This window comes from Streptomyces sp. NPDC053426, from assembly GCF_055585405.1.
On the sequence record NZ_JBVJKE010000011.1, the window covers coordinates 96,327 to 113,671 of the forward strand.

The following is a 17,345-nucleotide window of genomic DNA, read 5'->3' on the forward strand; positions in this document are numbered from 1 at the left end:
CCGGTCAGCGCACGCGCAGGACGCCGTGCGCACCGCGTTCCGCGTCACTCATGATGTGCGTGACGAACGGGTAGTCGCCGGCCTCGGGCGGGGTCAGCTCGACGAACCCGCCCGACGCGGGGGCGAGATCGAGGACCTGCGCGCCGCCGCGTTCCGCGTTGCCCGGCCGCAGGTCGTACGCGCCCTCGCGGAACACCGTGTCGAACTGGCCGCCCACGACGTGGAAGGCACTGGGTACGTTCGGTCCGGCCGTCAGCACCCAGATCCGTACGCGCTCGTCGGCCTTCGCCGTCAGCGGGTCGTGGTCGTACTGGTTGGCGTACCCGTTGAAGGCGACCATGTCGGGTTCCTTGGCGTTCACCTTGTCGGCGTCGGCGGTGCCGTTCTGCTCGCCGAGGTAGAACTCCGACTGGACCAGCAGGTATTCGCGGTCCACGCGCGGCAGGCCGGGCGGGTCGATGACGACGGCGCCGAACATGCCGTTGGCGATGTGCAGGGACATCGGCATGGTCGAGCAGTGGTACATCCACACCCCGCTGCGGGTGGCCTTGAAGCGGTACGTCAGTGACTCGCCGGGCTGGATGGTGCGCATCGGCTCGTCCGGTGCCAGCGCCCCGGCGTGGAAGTCGACGGAGTGGCCGATGGTCCCGTCGTTGACGAGGGTGATCTCGAAGGTGTCTCCGACCCGGCCGCGCAGCACGGGCCCGGGGGCCGTGCCGTCGAAGGTCCACAGCGTCTGCCGCACGCCGGGGGCGACTTCGGCCTCCGCCTCCTTCACGGTGAGGGTCCGCCTGTGCACCTGGGGACCGGATCCTTCGGCGGCGGGCGGCAGTTGGGCGTCGCGGGCGGTGAAGCCGTCGGCCGGTTCGGCCATCGGGTCGAAGGCGTCCGCGGCGGATTCGCCCGTGCCCTCGGACGCCGTCCCGCCGTGTTCGTGCACGGTCTCCCCGTTCTCCCCGTTCTCCCCGCTTCCTTCCGCCGTGCTGCCGCCGCCGTCACCGGTGACCCGCACCCCGAAGACCATGCCCATCTGCCGGTGCCCGACCACCGAGCACCAGCCGTCGAGGTCCCGGCCGACGACGCCCGCGTCCAGCGTGGCCCGCTCGCCCGGGGCGATCCGGTCGGTGCGGGCGCCGGTCTCCAGCACCAGGTCGTGCGTGTCGGTGCCGGTGTTGTGCAGCTCGATCACCAGGCGGTCGCCCGCGGGCACGTCGACGGAGGCCGGGGAGAAGCGCATGTTCCTTACGGTCACCTCGACCGTGGTCGTGCGGCCGGTCGGCGTCACCTCCCCGCCGTCCGCGCTCGTGGCGGCGGACCGTTCCAGGATCGGCAGCGACCGCACGTCCGCCGCGCCGCCGCCCGCGACGGCCAGCATCACCACGGCGAGCCCGAGGGCCACGCCCCCGAGCACGCGGTGCGGGGGCGCCGGCGCCTCCGCGGGGGCCGGTCCGGGCGCGGGGGCCGGCTCGGCCGCGAGGGCCGGTCCGGTCGTCCCCTTCCGGCGGTTCCGTATGCCCCGTACGACCGTGAGCACCAGCAGGACGAGGAAGTACAGCAGCATCACCAGCAGCAGCACCGAGCAGATCACCCGGACCACGGACGGTACCGGCAGGACGCAGAGCAGCAGCGCGGTGTTGGTGATGGTCAGCCGGGCGGGCCAGGCCCGTTCGAGTCCGGCGGTGGCGGCGCGTACGGCCGCGGGGCCGCCGCCCAGGACCACGGGGACGAGGAAACTGAGGGCGCCGAGCAGCACCTGGGCGATCCAGCCGGCGGCGAGCGGGGCGGTGAGCAGCGACGTACGCTCCCCCACCGTGATCCAGGACGTCGTGGAGAGGAGGATGCCGGCCAGCACCAGCAGGGACCCCGCGAGCCAGAGGCTTCCCGCGGCCACCGACCAGGCGGCGAAGGAACGCGGGGCCTTGGCACGGGCCTCGCGCACCCAGGGGACGCCGGCGATCACCAGTCCTGCGGCGTGGACGACGACACCGGGAGCGGCCAGCGGCGGGGGGCCGAGCAGTGCGGCGGCGACGGCCGCGCCGAGCCCGGCGAGCAGGACGGGGAGGGCGCGGCGTCCGGCCCGTTCCGCGCCGTCCGCCACCCGGGTGCGCAGCATCGTCGGCCACAGGGTGATCAGCGTTCCGGCCACGGTGAGGCCGACCCAGCCGAGCAGGTTGATCATCTCGTGCGCGAGCAGCAGCCGTTCCGGGAGGTCACCGCCGAGGTCGCCGCGGGCCATGACGACGCCCAGCGCGGCGCCCACGGGCAGCAGGAGGGCGGCGGCCGTGTAGTAGCGCACGGTCATGGAGAACCGGCCGGGCAGGGCCCTCCGCAGCAGTCGTACCAGCCACACGGCGTGGGCGGTGACGGCTGCCGCGACCAGGCCTCCGCCGACGAGCACGACGGGCCACCGGTCGGTGTACATGCCGCCGATGACGGCGACGGCTCCGGCGTTCAGGCAGACCAGCCGCAGCGCGGCGGGGGCGCCCCGGTTCGCCTCCGGCAGTCGGAGCACGGACGCGGCGAAGTGCCCCGACCAGATGACGACGGCGTTGGTGACCGCCCCGAGCAGCAGGGTGTGGACCAGCAGCCAGAAGGAGTGCGGCAGGAAGTGGTGGGCGCTCCCGACCACGGCGAACAGCCCCAGCCAGACCACCACGACGGCGTTCACGCCGAGGTGCCACAGGGCGCGTGGTGATCGTCCGGGCGGCTTCGGGGCGGGGCCGTTCGCCGTGGGGGAGGAGAGCTGCGTGGTCACCGGGGGTTCCTCGAGTCGGCGGGGGTGGAGGAGGAGGTGGAGGCGGCGCGTCGGGTGGCGGTCACCGACGCGGTCGCCGCCGTCAGGACGAACAGCAGGACCGCGGCGATGTTGAGCGCCCCGCCGAGCTGCCACGCCCCTTCGACGTCCCGCAGGTCGCCGACCACCACGCGCAGGGCGAGGGAGCCGTGCAGCAGCCAGGCCGCCACCGCGAGCCCGGGGTGGTAGGGCAGGGGGCGGCGCAGTACGGCGGGCAGGATCACCGGGGCGTGCGCCATGATCATCGACATCACGAAGCCGAGGAACACGGCGTGCACCACGGCGTCGTAGCGGCTCCCCTCGGCGACCGGGCCGCCCAGCAGCCACAGGGCGCCGGCGAGGCCCAGCCACGCGTACCCGGCGAGCAGGCACGCGGCGGAGAAGCGGGGCAGTCCCGTGGAACGCAGCAGCCGGCGGGCGACGTCGTGCACGACGAGCCAGGCGACCAGCGCGAGCAGGGCGGCGCCGAGCAGGAGCGTGCCGGTGGCCGGCCACATCAGGGTGGTGACGACGCCGGTGGCGACGGCGCCGACGCAGGCCAGGAAGGCGGGTTCCGCGCGGGGCGCCAGAAGGGCCACCCGGGCGAGTTCCAGCCGCTCGCCCGCGATGGTCAGCACGAGGAACGCGACCAGCCAGGGAAGCAGGCGCGGGACGTCGAGGCCGCCCAGCCACAGCAGTGCCGCACCGAGCGCCGACACGGCGCCCGCCGCCTGGGCGAGCAGGGCGACGCTCGGCTGCCGCTGCCAGAACCGCACGTACAGCGCGGTCAGTACGGCGGCCCCGGCGACGAGCAGCAGCCGCGGGACGGCCAGGTCCACGGGGGTGAGCAGCAGCAGGCCCCCGGCGCCGAGCGCGCCGGGGGCGAGACAGGGCCACCGCCCGCCCAGCGCGACGGCACGCTCCAACGCCACCAGCGTGCCGGCGAAGCCCAGCACCAGCAGCACCCCGTGCACCTGGGGCAGACGGTCACTGGTGACCGGGGCGGGAAGCCCGAGCAGGACGAGGGCGGCATCGAGACCGGCGAGCAGACAGACACCGGCGGCCAGCAACAGGGGCGCGCGACGTGCCCCCGCACGCCGGGCGGCCGGGGCGACGGGGGTCACGGGGCCTCCCCGGACCCGGTCCCGCTCCGCCGCTCGGGGGCGGCGGCCGAGGGGGGACCGGTATCCGGCACGGGGTCGGTATCGGGCACGGGACCGGCGCCCGACGGTGCCCCGGCATCCGGAACGGGGCCGGTGTCCGGAACGGAACCGGCGCCCGACGCAGTCCCGGCATCCGGAACGGGGCCGGTGTCCGGCACGGGGCCGGCGGCCGACGGAGTCCCGGCGTCCTGCGCGAGGCCGGCATCCGGCACGGGACCGGCGCCCGACGGTGCCCCGGCATCCGGAACGGAACCGGCATCCGGCACGGGACCAGCGCCCGGCGCGAGGTCGGCGGCCGGCGGGGTCCCGGTGCCCGGCGTGGGGGCCGTGTCCAGGTGGAGGCGGCAGGCGCCCGCTTCGGCGAAGGGCAGCAGTTCGACCTCCTGGGAGTCCTCGCCCAGGGCGCCGAGGGCCGCCCGTGCCAGTCCTTCGTGGACGCCGCAGATGACGCCGGGATGCTCACGGGCCGTCTCGACGAAGGGGCAGCGCGGCAGCCGTACTTCGCGCGCCTCCGCGTCGGCCTCCGGGGCGAAGCCGATCTCTCCGAGGAGGTCCAGCAGCCGTTCCCGCGCCTCCCTCGGGTCCGCCGACGGCTCCTGCCCGGCGGTCAGGACCCGCCCCCAGTCCTCGCCCGCGGCGAGGGCGTCCCCGCGCGGATCGGCGCTGGTGCGGGCGATCCGCGCGGCCAGTACGGCGGCGAGCCCCGCGTACTCCCGCGCGGGGGACTCCTGCGGCGGGCGGGCCCGGTAGCGCCAGGCGGGACGGCCGCGCCCGGCGGGGGCGGACCGCTCGCGGGCGGCCAGACCGTCGTCCACCAGGGCGTCCAGGTGCTCGCGGACGGTGTTGACGTGCAGCGCGCACACCTGGGCGAGCGCGGTGGCGGTGACGGGGCCGGCCTGTCCGCGCAGGTACTGCAGGACACCACTCCGCTGCCGGGACAGCGGGACGCGGTGCGATCCGCTGCCGGGAAGCGGGCCGTTATTTTCCACGGTCATGTCCGTACTATATTGCAGGCATCGGCCCGCACCGTTCGGACGGGTCGTCGACGGCTGGAAGGAACGGCCCCCTGATGAGCACTCTGACCCTCGCATCGGACCCCAAGGACGCGGCGGCCGTCGAAGCCGTCGAGGCGCATCACGCCCAGCTGGCCGGTGAGCTGGCCGGACGGGTGGCCATGCTGGTCGCCGCGGCGGACCGCGACCCGGCCGCGGCCGACGAGGTCCGCGCCGGACTGGTCGCCTTCTGCGACCGGGACCTGCTCCCGCACGCGGTCGCCGAGGAAGGCACCCTCTACACCGCCGCCCGCGACCTGCCCGAGGCCCGTCTCCTCATCGACGGCATGCTCGCCGAACACCGCAGGCTCACCGCCCTGGTGGACGCGCTGCGCGAGGCGGACTCCGCCGTACGGGCGGCGGCCGACGGCCGGGCGCTGCAGGTCCTGTTCGAGGAGCACCTGGGCAAGGAGAACGACCTCGTCCTGCCGCTGCTCGCCGGCGCCCCGGACATCTCACTGGCCGACCTGCTGGGCGGCATGCGCGAACTGCTCGGCGGCGGCGAGGAGGCCGCGGAGGGGTCCGCGGGCGGCGGCTGCGGCGGTACGTGCGGCTGCGGCGGATCGGACGACGTGGAGGTGCCCGAACTCGACGTCCGGGAAGTCCCGCACGCGCTGCGGCACGCCACGGTCTTCGGCGCGCTCGGTGCCGTACCGGCCGGGCGGGCCATGGTGCTCGTGGCACCGCACGACCCGCTGCCGCTGCTGCGGCAGATCGAGGACCGGCACCCCGGCGTCTTCGCGGTGGACTACCAGCAGCGCGGCCCGGAGGCGTGGCGCCTGCTGCTCACCCACCGCTGAACTTCCCCACCGGCCCCGGGCGTTCCGGGTTTCAACCGGACGTTCGGGGCCAGTCGGAAAGTATGTCCCCTCGATATCGCACTGGTTCCAACTCCGCGGGGACGGTCGTCGCGGTGATCGCGGACATCATGGCCGTCATCCTCGGACTGTGGATCCTGATGTACCTGCTGGACGCCAACCGGGGCAACGACCTGGTGCGGTTCGTCCACGACGCGGCCAACTGGCTGGCCGCCTGGTCGCGTGACCTCTTCACCTTCGACGAGGCCTGGGCCCGCGTGGTCGCCGGCTACGGACTCGCCGCCGTCGTCTACCTCTTCATCGGCCACGCGATCGCGGGCCGGCTGGGGCGCCGCTGAGGCGGCCGGCCGACCCGGATCAGGCGAGGTCGCAGCAGTCCGGGTCCAGGCCTCCGGGCAGGCGTTCGCCGCCGAAGACCGCGCAGGTGGGCTCGTGGCCCCCGAGCGCGGCGACGGCCAGCAGCAGTGAGCCGGCCGTCCACGTCGTCAGTTCGCGCGGCCAGATCGCGTCGTCGTCGAAGACGTAGCCCGTCCAGTACAGGCCGGTCTCCGGATCGCGCAGGTGCTGGATCGACTGGAGCACCTCCAGCGCGCGGTCGGACTCGCCCATCGCCCAGAGGGCCAGGGCGAGTTCGGCCGACTCGCCGCCGGTCACCCACGGGTTGGGCACCACGCAGCGCACCCCGAGTCCGGGGACGACGAAACGGTCCCAGCCCTCCTCGATACGGGCCTTGGCCTCCGCGCCGGTGAGCGCGCCGCCGAGCACCGGGTAGTACCAGTCCATGGAGTAGCGGTCCTTGTCGAGGAACCGCTCCGGGTGGCGCCGGATCGCGTGCCGCAGCGCGCCCGCGGCCAACTCCCAGTCCGGCTGCGGATCTTCGCGCTGCTCGGCGATGGCCAGCGCGCAGCGCAGCGCGTGGTGGACGGAGGAGGAGCCGGTGAGCAGCGCGTCCGCGGTGGGCGTGCCGTCGTCGTCGCGCCGCCAGCCGATCTGCCCGCCGGGCTGCTGCAGCCGCAGCACGAACTCCACCGCCGCGCACACCACGGGCCACATGCGGTCCAGGAACGTGTCGTCGCCGGTGGAGAGGTAGTGGTGCCACACCCCGACCGCGACGTAGGCGACGAAGTTGGTCTCCCGGCCCCGGTCGGTGACGTCGAGCGGGTCGCCGTCGGCGTAGGCCGCGTACCAGGAGCCGTCCGCCAACTGGTGCCGGGCCAGCCACAGATAGGCCCGTTCGGCGGCGGCGTGCTCGCCCGCCGCGTCCAGGGCCATCGCGGCCTCGACGTGGTCCCACGGGTCGAGGTGGTGCCCCCGGAACCAGGGGATCGCCCCGTCCTCCCGCTGCGCCGCGAGGATGCCGGCGACGGTCGCGGCGGCCTGGCCGGCCGTGAGGACCCCGGGCAGGACCAGGTGTTCGGTCCGGGGGGTCGTCACGTGGCGTCCGCCTCGGCCCCGGCCGCGGCGCGCGGCAGGTGCGGCTTGGTCGCGTACGCCACGAAGCTCTTGCCGATCAGCGGGTTCAGCGCCTGTTCCGCGACCCGGGTGGCCAGCGGCTTCTTCATGATGTCCCAGACCAGCAGCTTGTGGTACGCCCGCACCGGCAGCGCCTTGTCGTTGTCCACGCCGAACGCGCACTTCAGCCACCAGTACGGCGAGTGCAGCGCGTGCGCGTGATGACTGCCGTACGGCCTGAGGCCCGCCTCGCGGATCTTCGCCAGCAGTTCGTCCGCCTTGTAGATGCGGATATGGCCGCCCTCGACCTCGTGGTAGGCGTCGGACAGCGTCCAGCACACCTTCTCCGGGCCGTAGCGCGGCACGGTGATCGCGATCCGGCCGCCGGGCTTGAGCACGCGCACCATCTCGGCGAGGACGCCCTTGTCGTCCGGGATGTGCTCCATCACCTCGGAGATGATGACGACGTCGAAGGACTCGTCGGGGAAGGGCAGGGCGAGGGCGTCGCCCTCCATGGCGGTGGCGGTGGCCCCGGCGGGTGCCTCCCCGGCCTCCTTCATCGCCGCGAACCACTTGGCGACCTCGCGGATCTCCTCGCCGTTCCGGTCCAGCGCCACGACCTGCGCGCCGCGCCGGTAGCACTCGAAGGCGTGCCGGCCGGCCCCGCAGCCGAGGTCCAGGACGCGGTCGCCCGGGGCGAGCGGGAACCGGGAGAAGTCGACGGTCAGCACGTGGCCCTGCTTTCGCGGTCGGAGGTGTCGGCTGCGTGCACGGACACGGCGGCGGCCGTGTCCGTGGGGGTGTCGGGGCCGGCGTCCCCGGCGACCGGGGCGTCGGGGCGGCCGGGGGCCGTGGGCGCGGGGTGGTCGACGGCCTCGGCCGCGGCACGGTCCGCGGGCCGGGTCCCGGCGCGGTCGACGGCCGGGGCACCGGGGCGGGCGGCGCCCGTGTCCCGGCCCGCGTCCGCCATCGCCTCGCGGTAGCGGGCCACCGTGCCCTGGGCCGCACGCGCCCAGGTGAAGTGCCGCAGCACCCGCTCCCGTCCGGCCGCCCCGAGCCGGGCGCGCAGCTCCGGGTCGCCGAGCAGCCGGGTCAGCGCGGCGGCCAGCGCCCCCGCGTCGCCGGGCGGTACGGCGAGACACGTCTCCCCGTCGCGGCCGGCCACCTCGGGAATCGCCCCGCCGGTGGTGGCGACCAGCGGGGTGCCCGTGGCCATGGCCTCGGCGGCCGGCAGGGAGAACCCCTCGTACAGCGACGGCACGCACGCGACCTGCGCCGACCGCACCAGGTCGACGAGTTCGGCGTCCGAGATGCCCTTGACGAACTCGACGGCGCCTTCGAGCCCGTACCGCTCCACGGCCTGCGCGACCGGCCCCTCCACGGGCCGCTTGCCGACCACGACGAGGTGTGCCCCGGGCTGCTCGGCCCGCACCTTCGCCAGCGCCTCGACGAGGAAGACCAGCCCCTTCAGCGGCACGTCCGCGCTGGACGTGGTCACGATCCGGCCCGGTACGACCGGCACCGACGGATCGGGCGCGAACAGGTCGGTGTCGGCGCCGATGTGGACGACGTGGATACGGTCCTGCCGTACGCCGAGATCGTCGACGATCTCCTGGCGGGAGCTGCCGGAGACGGTGAGCACGGACGGCAGGCGGCGCGCCACCCTCTTCTGCATCCGCGTGAAGGCGTACCAGCGGCGCACCGAGTAGCGCCGCTGCCAGTTCTCGGCGGCGTCCAGCTCCAGCCGCCGGTCGACGGTGATGGGGTGGTGGATGGTGGTCACCAGGGGGGCGCCGAGGTCGCCGAGCAGGCCGTAGCCGAGGGTCTGGTTGTCGTGGACGACGTCGAAGTCGCCGCGGCGGGCGCGCAGATGGCGGCGGGCGCGCAGGGAGAACGTCAGCGGCTCGGGGAAGCCGCCGGTCCACATCGTGCCGACCTCGAGCGCGTCGATCCAGTCCCGGTACTCGTCGCGCTTCGGGGTGCGGAAGGGGTCCGGCTGGCGGTAGAGGTCGAGGCTGGGCAGTTCGGTGAGGGCCGGCCCGTCCTGGCCCCCGTCGAGGACGTCGAGCACGGGGTACGGCTGGGCGCCGATGACCTCGACGCGGTGTCCGAGGCGGGCCAGTTCGCGGGAGAGGTGGCGTACGTAGACGCCCTGCCCGCCGCAGAACGGGTTTCCCTTATAGGTGAGGAGTGCGATGCGGAGCGGTCGCAAGCCGTCGGATGCGGGACCCCGCGAGGGCCCGGCCTGACTGGCCTCAGCGGTCACTCTGGGCCCCCTTCTCCCTGCACTGTCCCGCGAGATTACGCCGGGACGCCAATCTAGAACAAGTTTCAGAGTTGATCGTCCGGAGGATCTGAATCTACCGGCAGGTAGGGGTACTGGGAGCAGTGGATCAGGTGATTCACGCCACGACGGACGGCATGCCATGCTGTCTGATCATCCACCCTCACCGACTGTCACGGACGGGATCCATGCCTACGGAAGCCAACAGGGACAAGGCGGCCAGGGCAGCCACAACGGACAAGGCGGGCAAGGCGGCGGCGACGGGAGCCGGCGCCGCGCGGCCCGCCCCGGCCTCGCCGCTCACCGAGCGCCAGGAGGCGCGCCGTCGCCGCATCCTGCGGGCGTGCGCGCAGCTGGCCGGCCGGGGCGGCTTCGACGCGGTGCAGATGCGGGAGGTCGCGGAGTCCTCGCAGGTGGCGCTCGGCACGCTGTACCGCTACTTCCCGTCCAAGATCCATCTCCTGGTCGCGACCATGCAGGACCAGCTGGAGACCCTGCACGGCACGCTGCGGAAGAAGCCGCCGGCCGGCGAGACCCCGGCCGAGCGGGTCGCGGAGACCCTGATGCGGGCCTTCCGCGCGCTCCAGCGGGAGCCGCACCTGGCCGACGCGATGGTGCGCGCCCTGACGTTCGCGGACCGCAGCGTGAGCCCGGAGGTCGACCAGGTCTCCCGGCAGACCACGATGATCATCCTGGACGCCGTGGAGCTCACCGATCCCACGCCCGAGCAGCTCTCGGCCGTCCGGGTCATCGAGCACACCTGGCACTCGACCCTGATCACCTGGCTCTCGGGGCGCGCCTCCATCGCCCAGGTCAAGACCGACATAGAGACGGTGTGCCGCCTGATGGACCTGGCGGCCCCGAAGGGCCCGACGAGCACCGACGGCCCTCGGTGATCACCGGCGGGACTTCCGAGGTTCCTCCGTCGGGAACGGCTCGCTCGCGGCCGGCACCCCACCCCCGCCGCAGGTCGGCGCCCGCCCGGCTTCCCGACCCGGCCCGCCCGCACCCACGGTCCCCCTTTCCGGGGATCCGGGTGCGCCGCACGCCCCACGGTTGACGTGACCCTGCTCACCGAAGCCGCCCCTGGCCCCTTCCCCGCAGGCGGGTAGAGTGTCGGCGTCGTCATCACACCGTACGGGGGGAAGCCGGTGCAATTCCGGCGCTGACCCTTCCCCAATTCTCGGCTTCGCTCGAACCGGGGAGACCCCTATCGTGAACCGTCCGCCAGGACGGTGAGCCGGACTGCCCCGCACGGTTCGTGACCGGCTCACGTGCCCGGCGGTCCCGCCGGCGCACCGGCACCGTCGAGGTATACGGAGCCGAGCCGCCGGGGTGTCCCGCGCTGCCCGGTTCCCCGCAGGGAAGAAGGCACCCGCCGATCATGAATGTCCGCCGCAGCGCAGCGGTCCTGGCCGCCGCCGCAGTGATCGGCGCCGCCGCCCCGGCCGCCGCCGACACCTCCCCGTCCCCGTCCCGGGCGCTGCCCTCCGCCCTGTACGGCGACAGCGACCCGCAGTACGACGGTGTCTGGCGCCAGTCGCTCGCCCTGCTCGCCCAGCACACGGTGGGCGTCGAGCCGTCGAAGGCGGCCGTCGACTGGCTCACCGGGCAGCAGTGCGCCGACGGCTCCTTCGCCCCGTACCGCGCCGACACCGCCAAGGCGTGCGACGCGAAGACGATGGTCGACACCAACCAGACCGCCGCCGCCGTCCAGGCCCTCGCCGCGCTCGGCGGACACGACGACGTCACGGAGAAGGCCGTCGGCTGGCTGAAGTCCGCGCAGAACGAGGACGGCGGCTGGGGTTACGTGGCGGGCGGCGCCAGCGACACCAACTCCACCTCCGTCGTCATCGGCGCGCTCGCGGCCGCCGGTGAGAAGCCGGCCGAGGTGAAGAAGGACGGCAAGTCCCCCTACGACGCCCTGCTGAAGCTGGCGCTGCCCTGCGAGGGCGACGGCGCGGGCGCGTTCGCCTTCCAGCCGGACAAGAAGGGCGGGCTGGCCGCCAACGCGGACGCGACGGCGGCGGGCGTCGTCGGCTCGCTCGGCGCGGGCCTGGTCGTCGAACCCGGCAAGGGCGGCTCCGGGGAAGCGGCGTGCGAGAAGGCCGACGGCCCCGAGCAGGCCGCCGCCAACGGTGCCGCCTACCTCACCGGCGCCCTCGCCGAGGACGGCCACCTCACCTCCGCCCTCGCCGGCGCCGAGGACCAGCCCGACTACGGCAACACCGCCGACGCGGTGGTCGCGCTCGCCGCGCAGGGCGCCGGCGAGCAGGCCGGCAAGTCCCTGTCCTGGCTGGAGAAGAACGCCGCCGACTGGGCGGCCCGGAGTGGCCCCGCCGCCTACGCCCAGCTCATCTTCGCCGCCCACGCGACCGGCGCCGACCCGCGCGACTTCGGCGGCACGGACCTGGTGAAGCAACTGGGTGCGACCGGCCCGGCCGCCGAGAAGGCCGCGGAGGCCAAGGCGGCCGAGAAGAAGGACGAGTCCGAGTCCGAATCGGACTCCGGCTTCGGTGTCTGGTGGTTCGTCGGCATCTGCCTGGTCGCCGGCATCGGCATCGGCTTCCTGATCAGCGGCCGTACGAAGCGGCAGCGGCCGTGATCCGCCGGGCCACCGTGCTGTTCCTGGCCGCGCTCCTGCCCCTGCTGGCGGGAGCGGGCCAGGCGGGGGCCGCCGGCTACCGCTACTGGTCGTTCTGGGAGCGGAGCGGCACGGCGTGGACGTACGCCAACCAGGGCCCGTCCCTCGCCCGCCCCGCCGACGGTGACGTCCACGGCTTCCGCTTCTCCGTCAGCGAGAACTCCGCCGACGCGACGAAGCCGCGCGGCACCGCCGACTTCGACACCATCTGCGCGAAGACCCCGGCGGCCGACGGCAGGAAACGCGTGGCCCTGGTCATCGACTTCGGCACCCCCGCCGACGCCCCGTCCGGCGAGACCCCGCCGGCCGGCCGCACGGCCTGCGCCCAGGTCCCCGAGGACGCCACCACGGCCGAGGCCCTGGCCTCGGTGGCCGAACCCCTCCGCTACGACACCAACGCCTTGCTGTGCGCGATATCGGGTTACCCGAAGAAGGGCTGCGGAGAACAGGTCTCGGCGGAGAAGGCCCCCGCCCCCGCAGAGGAAAAGCCCGAGCCGGACGACTCGGGCGGCCCGTCGGTGGGCCTGATAGCCGGAATCGCCGTGGTGGCCCTCCTCGGAGCAGCAGCCATCTGGCAGGCCCGCCGCCGTGGCTAGCCTCCGCAACTGCGGGCAGTCGTGCCTCCCCCAGAGCCCGAAAGGGCCTGGGAGGTACCCCCAGGGCGGCACGGGTGGGCGATGGGGGTCCCCCCGCTCGAGCGAAGCCGAGAGTGGGGGAAGCACCCCGCAAACGCCGGGCCGTGCAACACCCCCCGCCCCACCACAGCACCGGCACCGGCACCGGCACTCCCAGCTCCACCCCGGCGCCTGGTGGCTCTGGTCCCTGGCCCTCGGCACAGCCGCCACCCGCACCACCAACCCCCTCCTCCTCACCCTCCTCATCACCGTCTCCGCCTACGTCGTGGCGACCCGCCGCCCCCACACCCCCTGGTCCCGCTCCTACGGCGCCTTCCTCAAACTCGCCCTCGCCGTCATCCTCGTCCGCCTCGCCTTCGCCGTGCTCCTCGGCTCCCCCATCCCCGGCACGCACACCCTCGTCCACCTCCCCGAAGTCCCTCTCCCCCATTGGGCCCAGGGCATCCGCCTCGGCGGCAAGGTCACCGCCGAAGCCCTCACCTTCGCCCTGTACGACGCCCTCCGCCTCGCCACCCTCCTCATCTGCGTAGGCGCCGCGAACGCCCTCGCCAACCCCTCCCGCCTCCTCAAATCCCTCCCCGGCGCCCTGTACGAACTCGGCGTGGCCGTCGTCGTCGCCCTCACCTTCGCGCCCCACCTCATCGCCGACGTCCAGCGCCTGCGCGCCGCCCGCCGTCTGCGCGGCCGGCACGACAAGGGCATCCGCGGCCTGCTCCAGGTCGGACTCCCGGTCCTGGAGGGCGCGTTGGAGCGCTCGGTCGCCCTCGCCGCCGCGATGGACGCCCGCGGATACAGCCGTACCGCCCAGGTGCCTCCCGCCGTCCGCCGTACCACCGCCGCCCTCACCCTCGGCGGTCTGCTCGGCGTCTGCGCCGGAACGTACGGACTGCTCACCGCCGAGGGCGGCACCTACGGCCTGCCCGTCCTCCTCGCCGGTGTCGCCGCCGCCCTCGCGGGCCTGTGGCTCGGCGGCCGGCGCACCCTGCGCACCCGCTACCGCCCGGACCCCTGGGACGTCCGCGCCTGGCTGGTCACGGCCTCCGGAGTCGCCGTGGCCGCCCTGCTCACCCTCGCCGCCTCCCGCGACCCGGCGGCCCTGCACCCCGGCGTGGTCCCGCTCGTCGCGCCCACCCTCCCCCTGTGGCCGGCGGCGGCCGTCCTGATCGGCCTGCTGCCCGCCTTCATCACCCCCGCCCCCGAGGCGGCCACGGACACCCGCAAGGAGCCGACGACGTGATCCGCTTCGAGAACGTGTCGGTGACGTACGACGGAACGGCCGAACCCGCCGTCCACGGCGTCGACTTCGAGGTCCCCGAGGGCGAACTGGTCCTCCTCGTCGGCCCGTCCGGCGTCGGCAAGTCGACGGTCCTCGGCGCGGTGAGCGGGCTGGTCCCGCACTTCACGGGCGGCACCCTGCACGGCAGGGTCACGGTCGCCGGCCGTGACACCCGCACCCACAAGCCGCGCGAACTCGCCGACGTCGTGGGGACGGTGGGCCAGGACCCGCTCTCCCACTTCGTGACGGACACGGTGGAGGACGAACTCGCCTACGGCATGGAGTCGCTCGGCGTCCCCCCGGCCGTGATGCGCCGCAGGGTGGAGGAGACCCTGGACCTGCTCGGTCTCGCCGATCTCCGCGACCGCCCCATCGCCACCCTCTCCGGCGGCCAGCGGCAGCGCGTGGCGATCGGCTCGGTCCTCACCCCGCACCCCCGGGTGCTGGTCCTCGACGAGCCGACCTCCGCACTCGACCCCGCGGCGGCCGAGGAGGTCCTCGCGGTCCTCCAGCGCCTGGTCCACGACCTGGGCACCACCGTCCTCATGGCCGAGCACCGCCTGGAACGCGTCATCCAGTACGCCGACCAGGTGGCCCTGCTGCCGGGCCCCGGCAAGCGGCCGTGGCTCGGCACCCCGTCGGAGGTGATGGCGGTCTCCCCCGTCCACCCCCCGGTGGTCGGCCTGGGCCGCCTGGCCGGCTGGTCCCCCCTCCCCCTGACGGTCCGCGACGCCCGGCGCAGGGCGGGCCCGTTGCGCGACCGCCTCGCCGACAGGCGACCGCCCGCCCACGAACCCGCGCCGCCGCCGACCACCACCAGGCGCCTGTTCCCGCGCAGGAAGCCCGACGCCCCGGCCCCCGCCCACGTGGCCGAGGTCCGCTCCCTCGCGGTCCGCCGCGACCGCGTCCAGGCCCTGCGCGGGGTCGACCTGACCGTCGCCCCCGGCGAGACGATCGCCCTCATGGGCCGCAACGGCGCCGGGAAGTCGACGCTGCTCGGCGCGCTCGTGGGCCTGGTCGCCCCCTCCTCGGGCTCGGTCCGCACCGGTGACGCGGTCCCCCACCGCACCCGCCCCCGCGACCTGGTCCGCCGCGTCGGCCTGGTCCCGCAGGAACCCCGCGACCTCCTGTACGCCGACACGGTCGCGGCGGAGTGCGCGGCCGCCGACGAGGACGCGGGCGCCGAGCCGGGCACCTGCCGCGCCCTGCTGACGGAGCTGCTCCCCTCGGTGGCCGACGACACCCACCCCCGCGACCTGTCCGAGGGCCAGCGCCTGACCCTCGCCCTGGCAATCGTCCTGACCGCGCGCCCGCCCCTGCTCCTCCTCGACGAACCGACCCGCGGCCTGGACTACGCGGCGAAGGCCCGCCTGGTGACGATCCTGCGCGGACTGGCCGCCGAGGGCCACGCGATCGTCATGGCCACGCACGACGTGGAGCTGGCGGCGGAACTCGCCCACCGGGTGGTGCTGCTCGCCGAGGGCGAGGTGATCGCGGACGGCCCGGCGGCGGAGGTGGTCGTGACGTCCCCGTCCTTCGCCCCGCAGGTGGCGAAGATCCTCGCCCCGCAGCACTGGCTCACGGTCTCCCAGGTCCGGGAGGCACTGCGATGACCGCCGCCGAAGGCCCGCCCGCCCAGCGCCAGACCCGGGCCGTCCGCCTGGGCCCCCGCTCCTGGGCGGCCCTCGCCCTGGTGAGCGCGGTGGGCGTGGCGGGCGTCGGCTGGCCCTTCCTCGCCCCGCCCGACTCCTCCGTGAACGCCCACGCCCAGGACGCGCCGTGGCTCTTCGCGGGCCTCCTGGTCCTGCTGGTGGCGGTCGCGGCGGCGACGATCTCGGAATCGGGCCTGGGCCCGAAGGCGGTGGCGATGCTCGGCGTCCTCGCGGCGACGGGCGCGGCCCTGCGCCCCATCGGCGCGGGCACGGCCGGCCTGGAGCCCATGTTCTTCCTCATGGTCCTCAGCGGCCGGGTCCTCGGCCCCGGTTTCGGCTTCGTCCTCGGCTCGGTGACGATGTTCGCGTCCGCCCTGCTCACCGGTGGTGTCGGCCCCTGGCTGCCGTTCCAGATGCTGTCGATGGGCTGGTTCACGATGGGCGCGGCCCTGCTGCCGGGCGCCGACCGGCTGCGCGGGCGCGCGGAGCTCTGTCTGCTCGCGGTGTACGGCTTCCTGGCGGCCTTCGCCTACGGCACGGTGATGAACATGGCGGGCTGGCCCTTCATGTCCGCCCTGGCCTCGAACATCTCCTTCTCCCCCGACGCGTCGCTCCCCGCCAACCTGGCCCGCTTCCTGGCGTACTGCCTGGCCACGTCCCTCGGCTGGGACCTGGGCAGGGCCCTGGTCACGGTCGCCCTGACCCTCACCCTCGGCACCCCGGTCCTGAAGGCCCTGCGCCGCGCCACCCGCCGGGCGGCCTTCGAGGCGCCGGTCACCTTCACGGACACCACTCGGTGAGCAGCCGCTCGCACCCCGTGAACGAGTGGGTGAAGGACCCCACATGACCCGGGTCACATACGAAGCAGGGCCGTAGCCGGGCCCCCGCGGGCGCCGCCGCGAACACCCCCGCGCCCCGCCCCCTTCTGCGACCGCGCTTAGTAAAAGGGACCTTTGCGGGCAATCCCGGGATTTGTTTCTGTGGAGCGGTCGCCAGGCGCCGACGCCCCTCACGGGTCGCGGCGCCGACACATGCCCCGCCGTACGACGGACGTACGTACGGCACCGGGCATACGGCGACCTCCCAGTTCCCGACCGAAAGGCCGCCTGTGTCCGCCGCTTCCCTCCTCCGCACCGTCGCCACCCCGAAGAAGGCCCTCGCCGGCGCCGCCCTCGCGGCCGCCGCCTGCGGCACCCTGATCGCCGCCGCGCCCGCCCAGGCCGCGACCACGACGAGCGCCTCCTCGGCCCAGGCGACCGCGAAGAAGATGATCGGCGACTCGGCCGAGTTCCAGTGCTTCTCGAAGATCGTCCAGCACGAGAGCAGCTGGAACCCCACCGCCACCAACGCCTCCAGCGGCGCCTACGGCCTGGTCCAGGCCCTGCCCGCCTCCAAGATGGCCTCGGCCGGCTCCGACTGGAGGACCAACCCCGCCACCCAGATCAAGTGGGGCCTGGACTACATGAAGGACCGCTACGGCAGCGCCTGCGACGCCTGGTCCTTCTGGCAGGCCAACCACTGGTACTGACAGGTACTGGCAGCACCACACCCCCCATACCGAAGGCGGCGACCCCACGATCCCCGGGGCCGCCGCCT

15 protein-coding genes are annotated in these 17,345 nt (G+C 74.5%); 9 read left to right on the forward strand and 6 right to left on the reverse strand.

The features are described from left to right. Positions 1–4: 4 nt before the first annotated feature. Genes ACZ62B_RS22760 through ACZ62B_RS22770 form a run of 3 tightly spaced genes read right to left on the reverse strand, consistent with a single transcriptional unit; the run spans position 5 to position 4,931 of the window. Positions 5–2,755: a multicopper oxidase domain-containing protein gene (locus ACZ62B_RS22760; protein ID WP_469691866.1), complete on the reverse strand. Its 2,751-nt coding sequence runs from the start codon at positions 2,753–2,755 to the stop codon at positions 5–7. After that, on the reverse strand, positions 2,752–3,897 hold the full coding sequence (locus ACZ62B_RS22765) for a hypothetical protein (RefSeq protein ID WP_469691868.1): 1,146 nt from the start codon (positions 3,895–3,897) through the stop codon (positions 2,752–2,754). Before ACZ62B_RS22765 ends, ACZ62B_RS22760 begins: the two co-directional genes overlap by 4 nt. Beyond that, positions 3,894–4,931: a helix-turn-helix transcriptional regulator gene (locus ACZ62B_RS22770; protein ID WP_469691869.1), complete on the reverse strand. Its 1,038-nt coding sequence runs from the start codon at positions 4,929–4,931 to the stop codon at positions 3,894–3,896. Before ACZ62B_RS22770 ends, ACZ62B_RS22765 begins: the two co-directional genes overlap by 4 nt. 74 nt (positions 4,932–5,005) lie before the next feature. Here ACZ62B_RS22770 and ACZ62B_RS22775 point away from each other — a divergent pair, with 74 nt between their 5' ends. Beyond that, positions 5,006–5,788 (forward strand): DUF2249 domain-containing protein, encoded by a 783-nt coding sequence (locus tag ACZ62B_RS22775; protein ID WP_468724339.1) that lies wholly within the window; start codon positions 5,006–5,008, stop codon positions 5,786–5,788. Positions 5,789–5,850: 62 nt separating this feature from the next. Beyond that, on the forward strand, positions 5,851–6,144 hold the full coding sequence (locus ACZ62B_RS22780; protein WP_344564883.1) for a hypothetical protein: 294 nt from the start codon (positions 5,851–5,853) through the stop codon (positions 6,142–6,144). A 19-nt stretch (positions 6,145–6,163) separates the two neighbouring features. Here ACZ62B_RS22780 and ACZ62B_RS22785 read toward each other — a convergent pair whose 3' ends face one another. Genes ACZ62B_RS22785 through ACZ62B_RS22795 form a run of 3 tightly spaced genes read right to left on the reverse strand, consistent with a single transcriptional unit; the run spans position 6,164 to position 9,524 of the window. Beyond that, positions 6,164–7,240: a prenyltransferase/squalene oxidase repeat-containing protein gene (locus ACZ62B_RS22785; protein ID WP_468878677.1), complete on the reverse strand. Its 1,077-nt coding sequence runs from the start codon at positions 7,238–7,240 to the stop codon at positions 6,164–6,166. Continuing rightward, positions 7,237–7,989 (reverse strand): class I SAM-dependent methyltransferase, encoded by a 753-nt coding sequence (locus tag ACZ62B_RS22790; protein WP_344564879.1) that lies wholly within the window; start codon positions 7,987–7,989, stop codon positions 7,237–7,239. The genes ACZ62B_RS22785 and ACZ62B_RS22790 overlap by 4 nt, the downstream gene beginning before the upstream one ends. Further along, a complete protein-coding gene (locus tag ACZ62B_RS22795; protein WP_344564877.1) occupies positions 7,983–9,524 on the reverse strand; it encodes a glycosyltransferase family 4 protein in 1,542 nt (513 codons plus the stop codon). The genes ACZ62B_RS22790 and ACZ62B_RS22795 overlap by 7 nt, the downstream gene beginning before the upstream one ends. A 206-nt stretch (positions 9,525–9,730) precedes the next feature. Between ACZ62B_RS22795 and ACZ62B_RS22800 the strand changes: the two genes are divergently transcribed. From ACZ62B_RS22800 to ACZ62B_RS22830, 7 genes are all read left to right on the forward strand, one after another. Next, complete coding sequence (locus ACZ62B_RS22800; protein WP_344564875.1) at positions 9,731–10,438, forward strand: TetR family transcriptional regulator; 708 nt, start codon at positions 9,731–9,733, stop codon at positions 10,436–10,438. A 488-nt stretch (positions 10,439–10,926) separates the two neighbouring features. Next, the gene (locus tag ACZ62B_RS22805; RefSeq protein ID WP_468878672.1) at positions 10,927–12,147 is read left to right on the forward strand and encodes a prenyltransferase/squalene oxidase repeat-containing protein; all 1,221 of its coding nucleotides are present in this window, start codon (positions 10,927–10,929) and stop codon (positions 12,145–12,147) included. Then, on the forward strand, positions 12,144–12,782 hold the full coding sequence (locus tag ACZ62B_RS22810) for an SCO2322 family protein (RefSeq protein ID WP_469691871.1): 639 nt from the start codon (positions 12,144–12,146) through the stop codon (positions 12,780–12,782). The genes ACZ62B_RS22805 and ACZ62B_RS22810 overlap by 4 nt, the downstream gene beginning before the upstream one ends. 226 nt (positions 12,783–13,008) lie before the next feature. Then, positions 13,009–14,058 carry a CbiQ family ECF transporter T component gene (locus ACZ62B_RS22815; RefSeq protein ID WP_469691986.1) on the forward strand — a complete coding sequence of 350 codons (1,050 nt, stop codon included), beginning with the start codon at positions 13,009–13,011 and terminating at the stop codon, positions 14,056–14,058. Beyond that, the gene (locus ACZ62B_RS22820; RefSeq protein ID WP_344564869.1) at positions 14,055–15,710 is read left to right on the forward strand and encodes an ABC transporter ATP-binding protein; all 1,656 of its coding nucleotides are present in this window, start codon (positions 14,055–14,057) and stop codon (positions 15,708–15,710) included. Before ACZ62B_RS22815 ends, ACZ62B_RS22820 begins: the two co-directional genes overlap by 4 nt. After that, positions 15,707–16,549 carry an ECF transporter S component gene (locus tag ACZ62B_RS22825; protein ID WP_344564867.1) on the forward strand — a complete coding sequence of 281 codons (843 nt, stop codon included), beginning with the start codon at positions 15,707–15,709 and terminating at the stop codon, positions 16,547–16,549. The genes ACZ62B_RS22820 and ACZ62B_RS22825 overlap by 4 nt, the downstream gene beginning before the upstream one ends. A 308-nt stretch (positions 16,550–16,857) precedes the next feature. Then, complete coding sequence (locus ACZ62B_RS22830; protein ID WP_344564865.1) at positions 16,858–17,277, forward strand: aggregation-promoting factor C-terminal-like domain-containing protein; 420 nt, start codon at positions 16,858–16,860, stop codon at positions 17,275–17,277. The last annotated feature ends 68 nt before the right edge of the window (positions 17,278–17,345 follow it).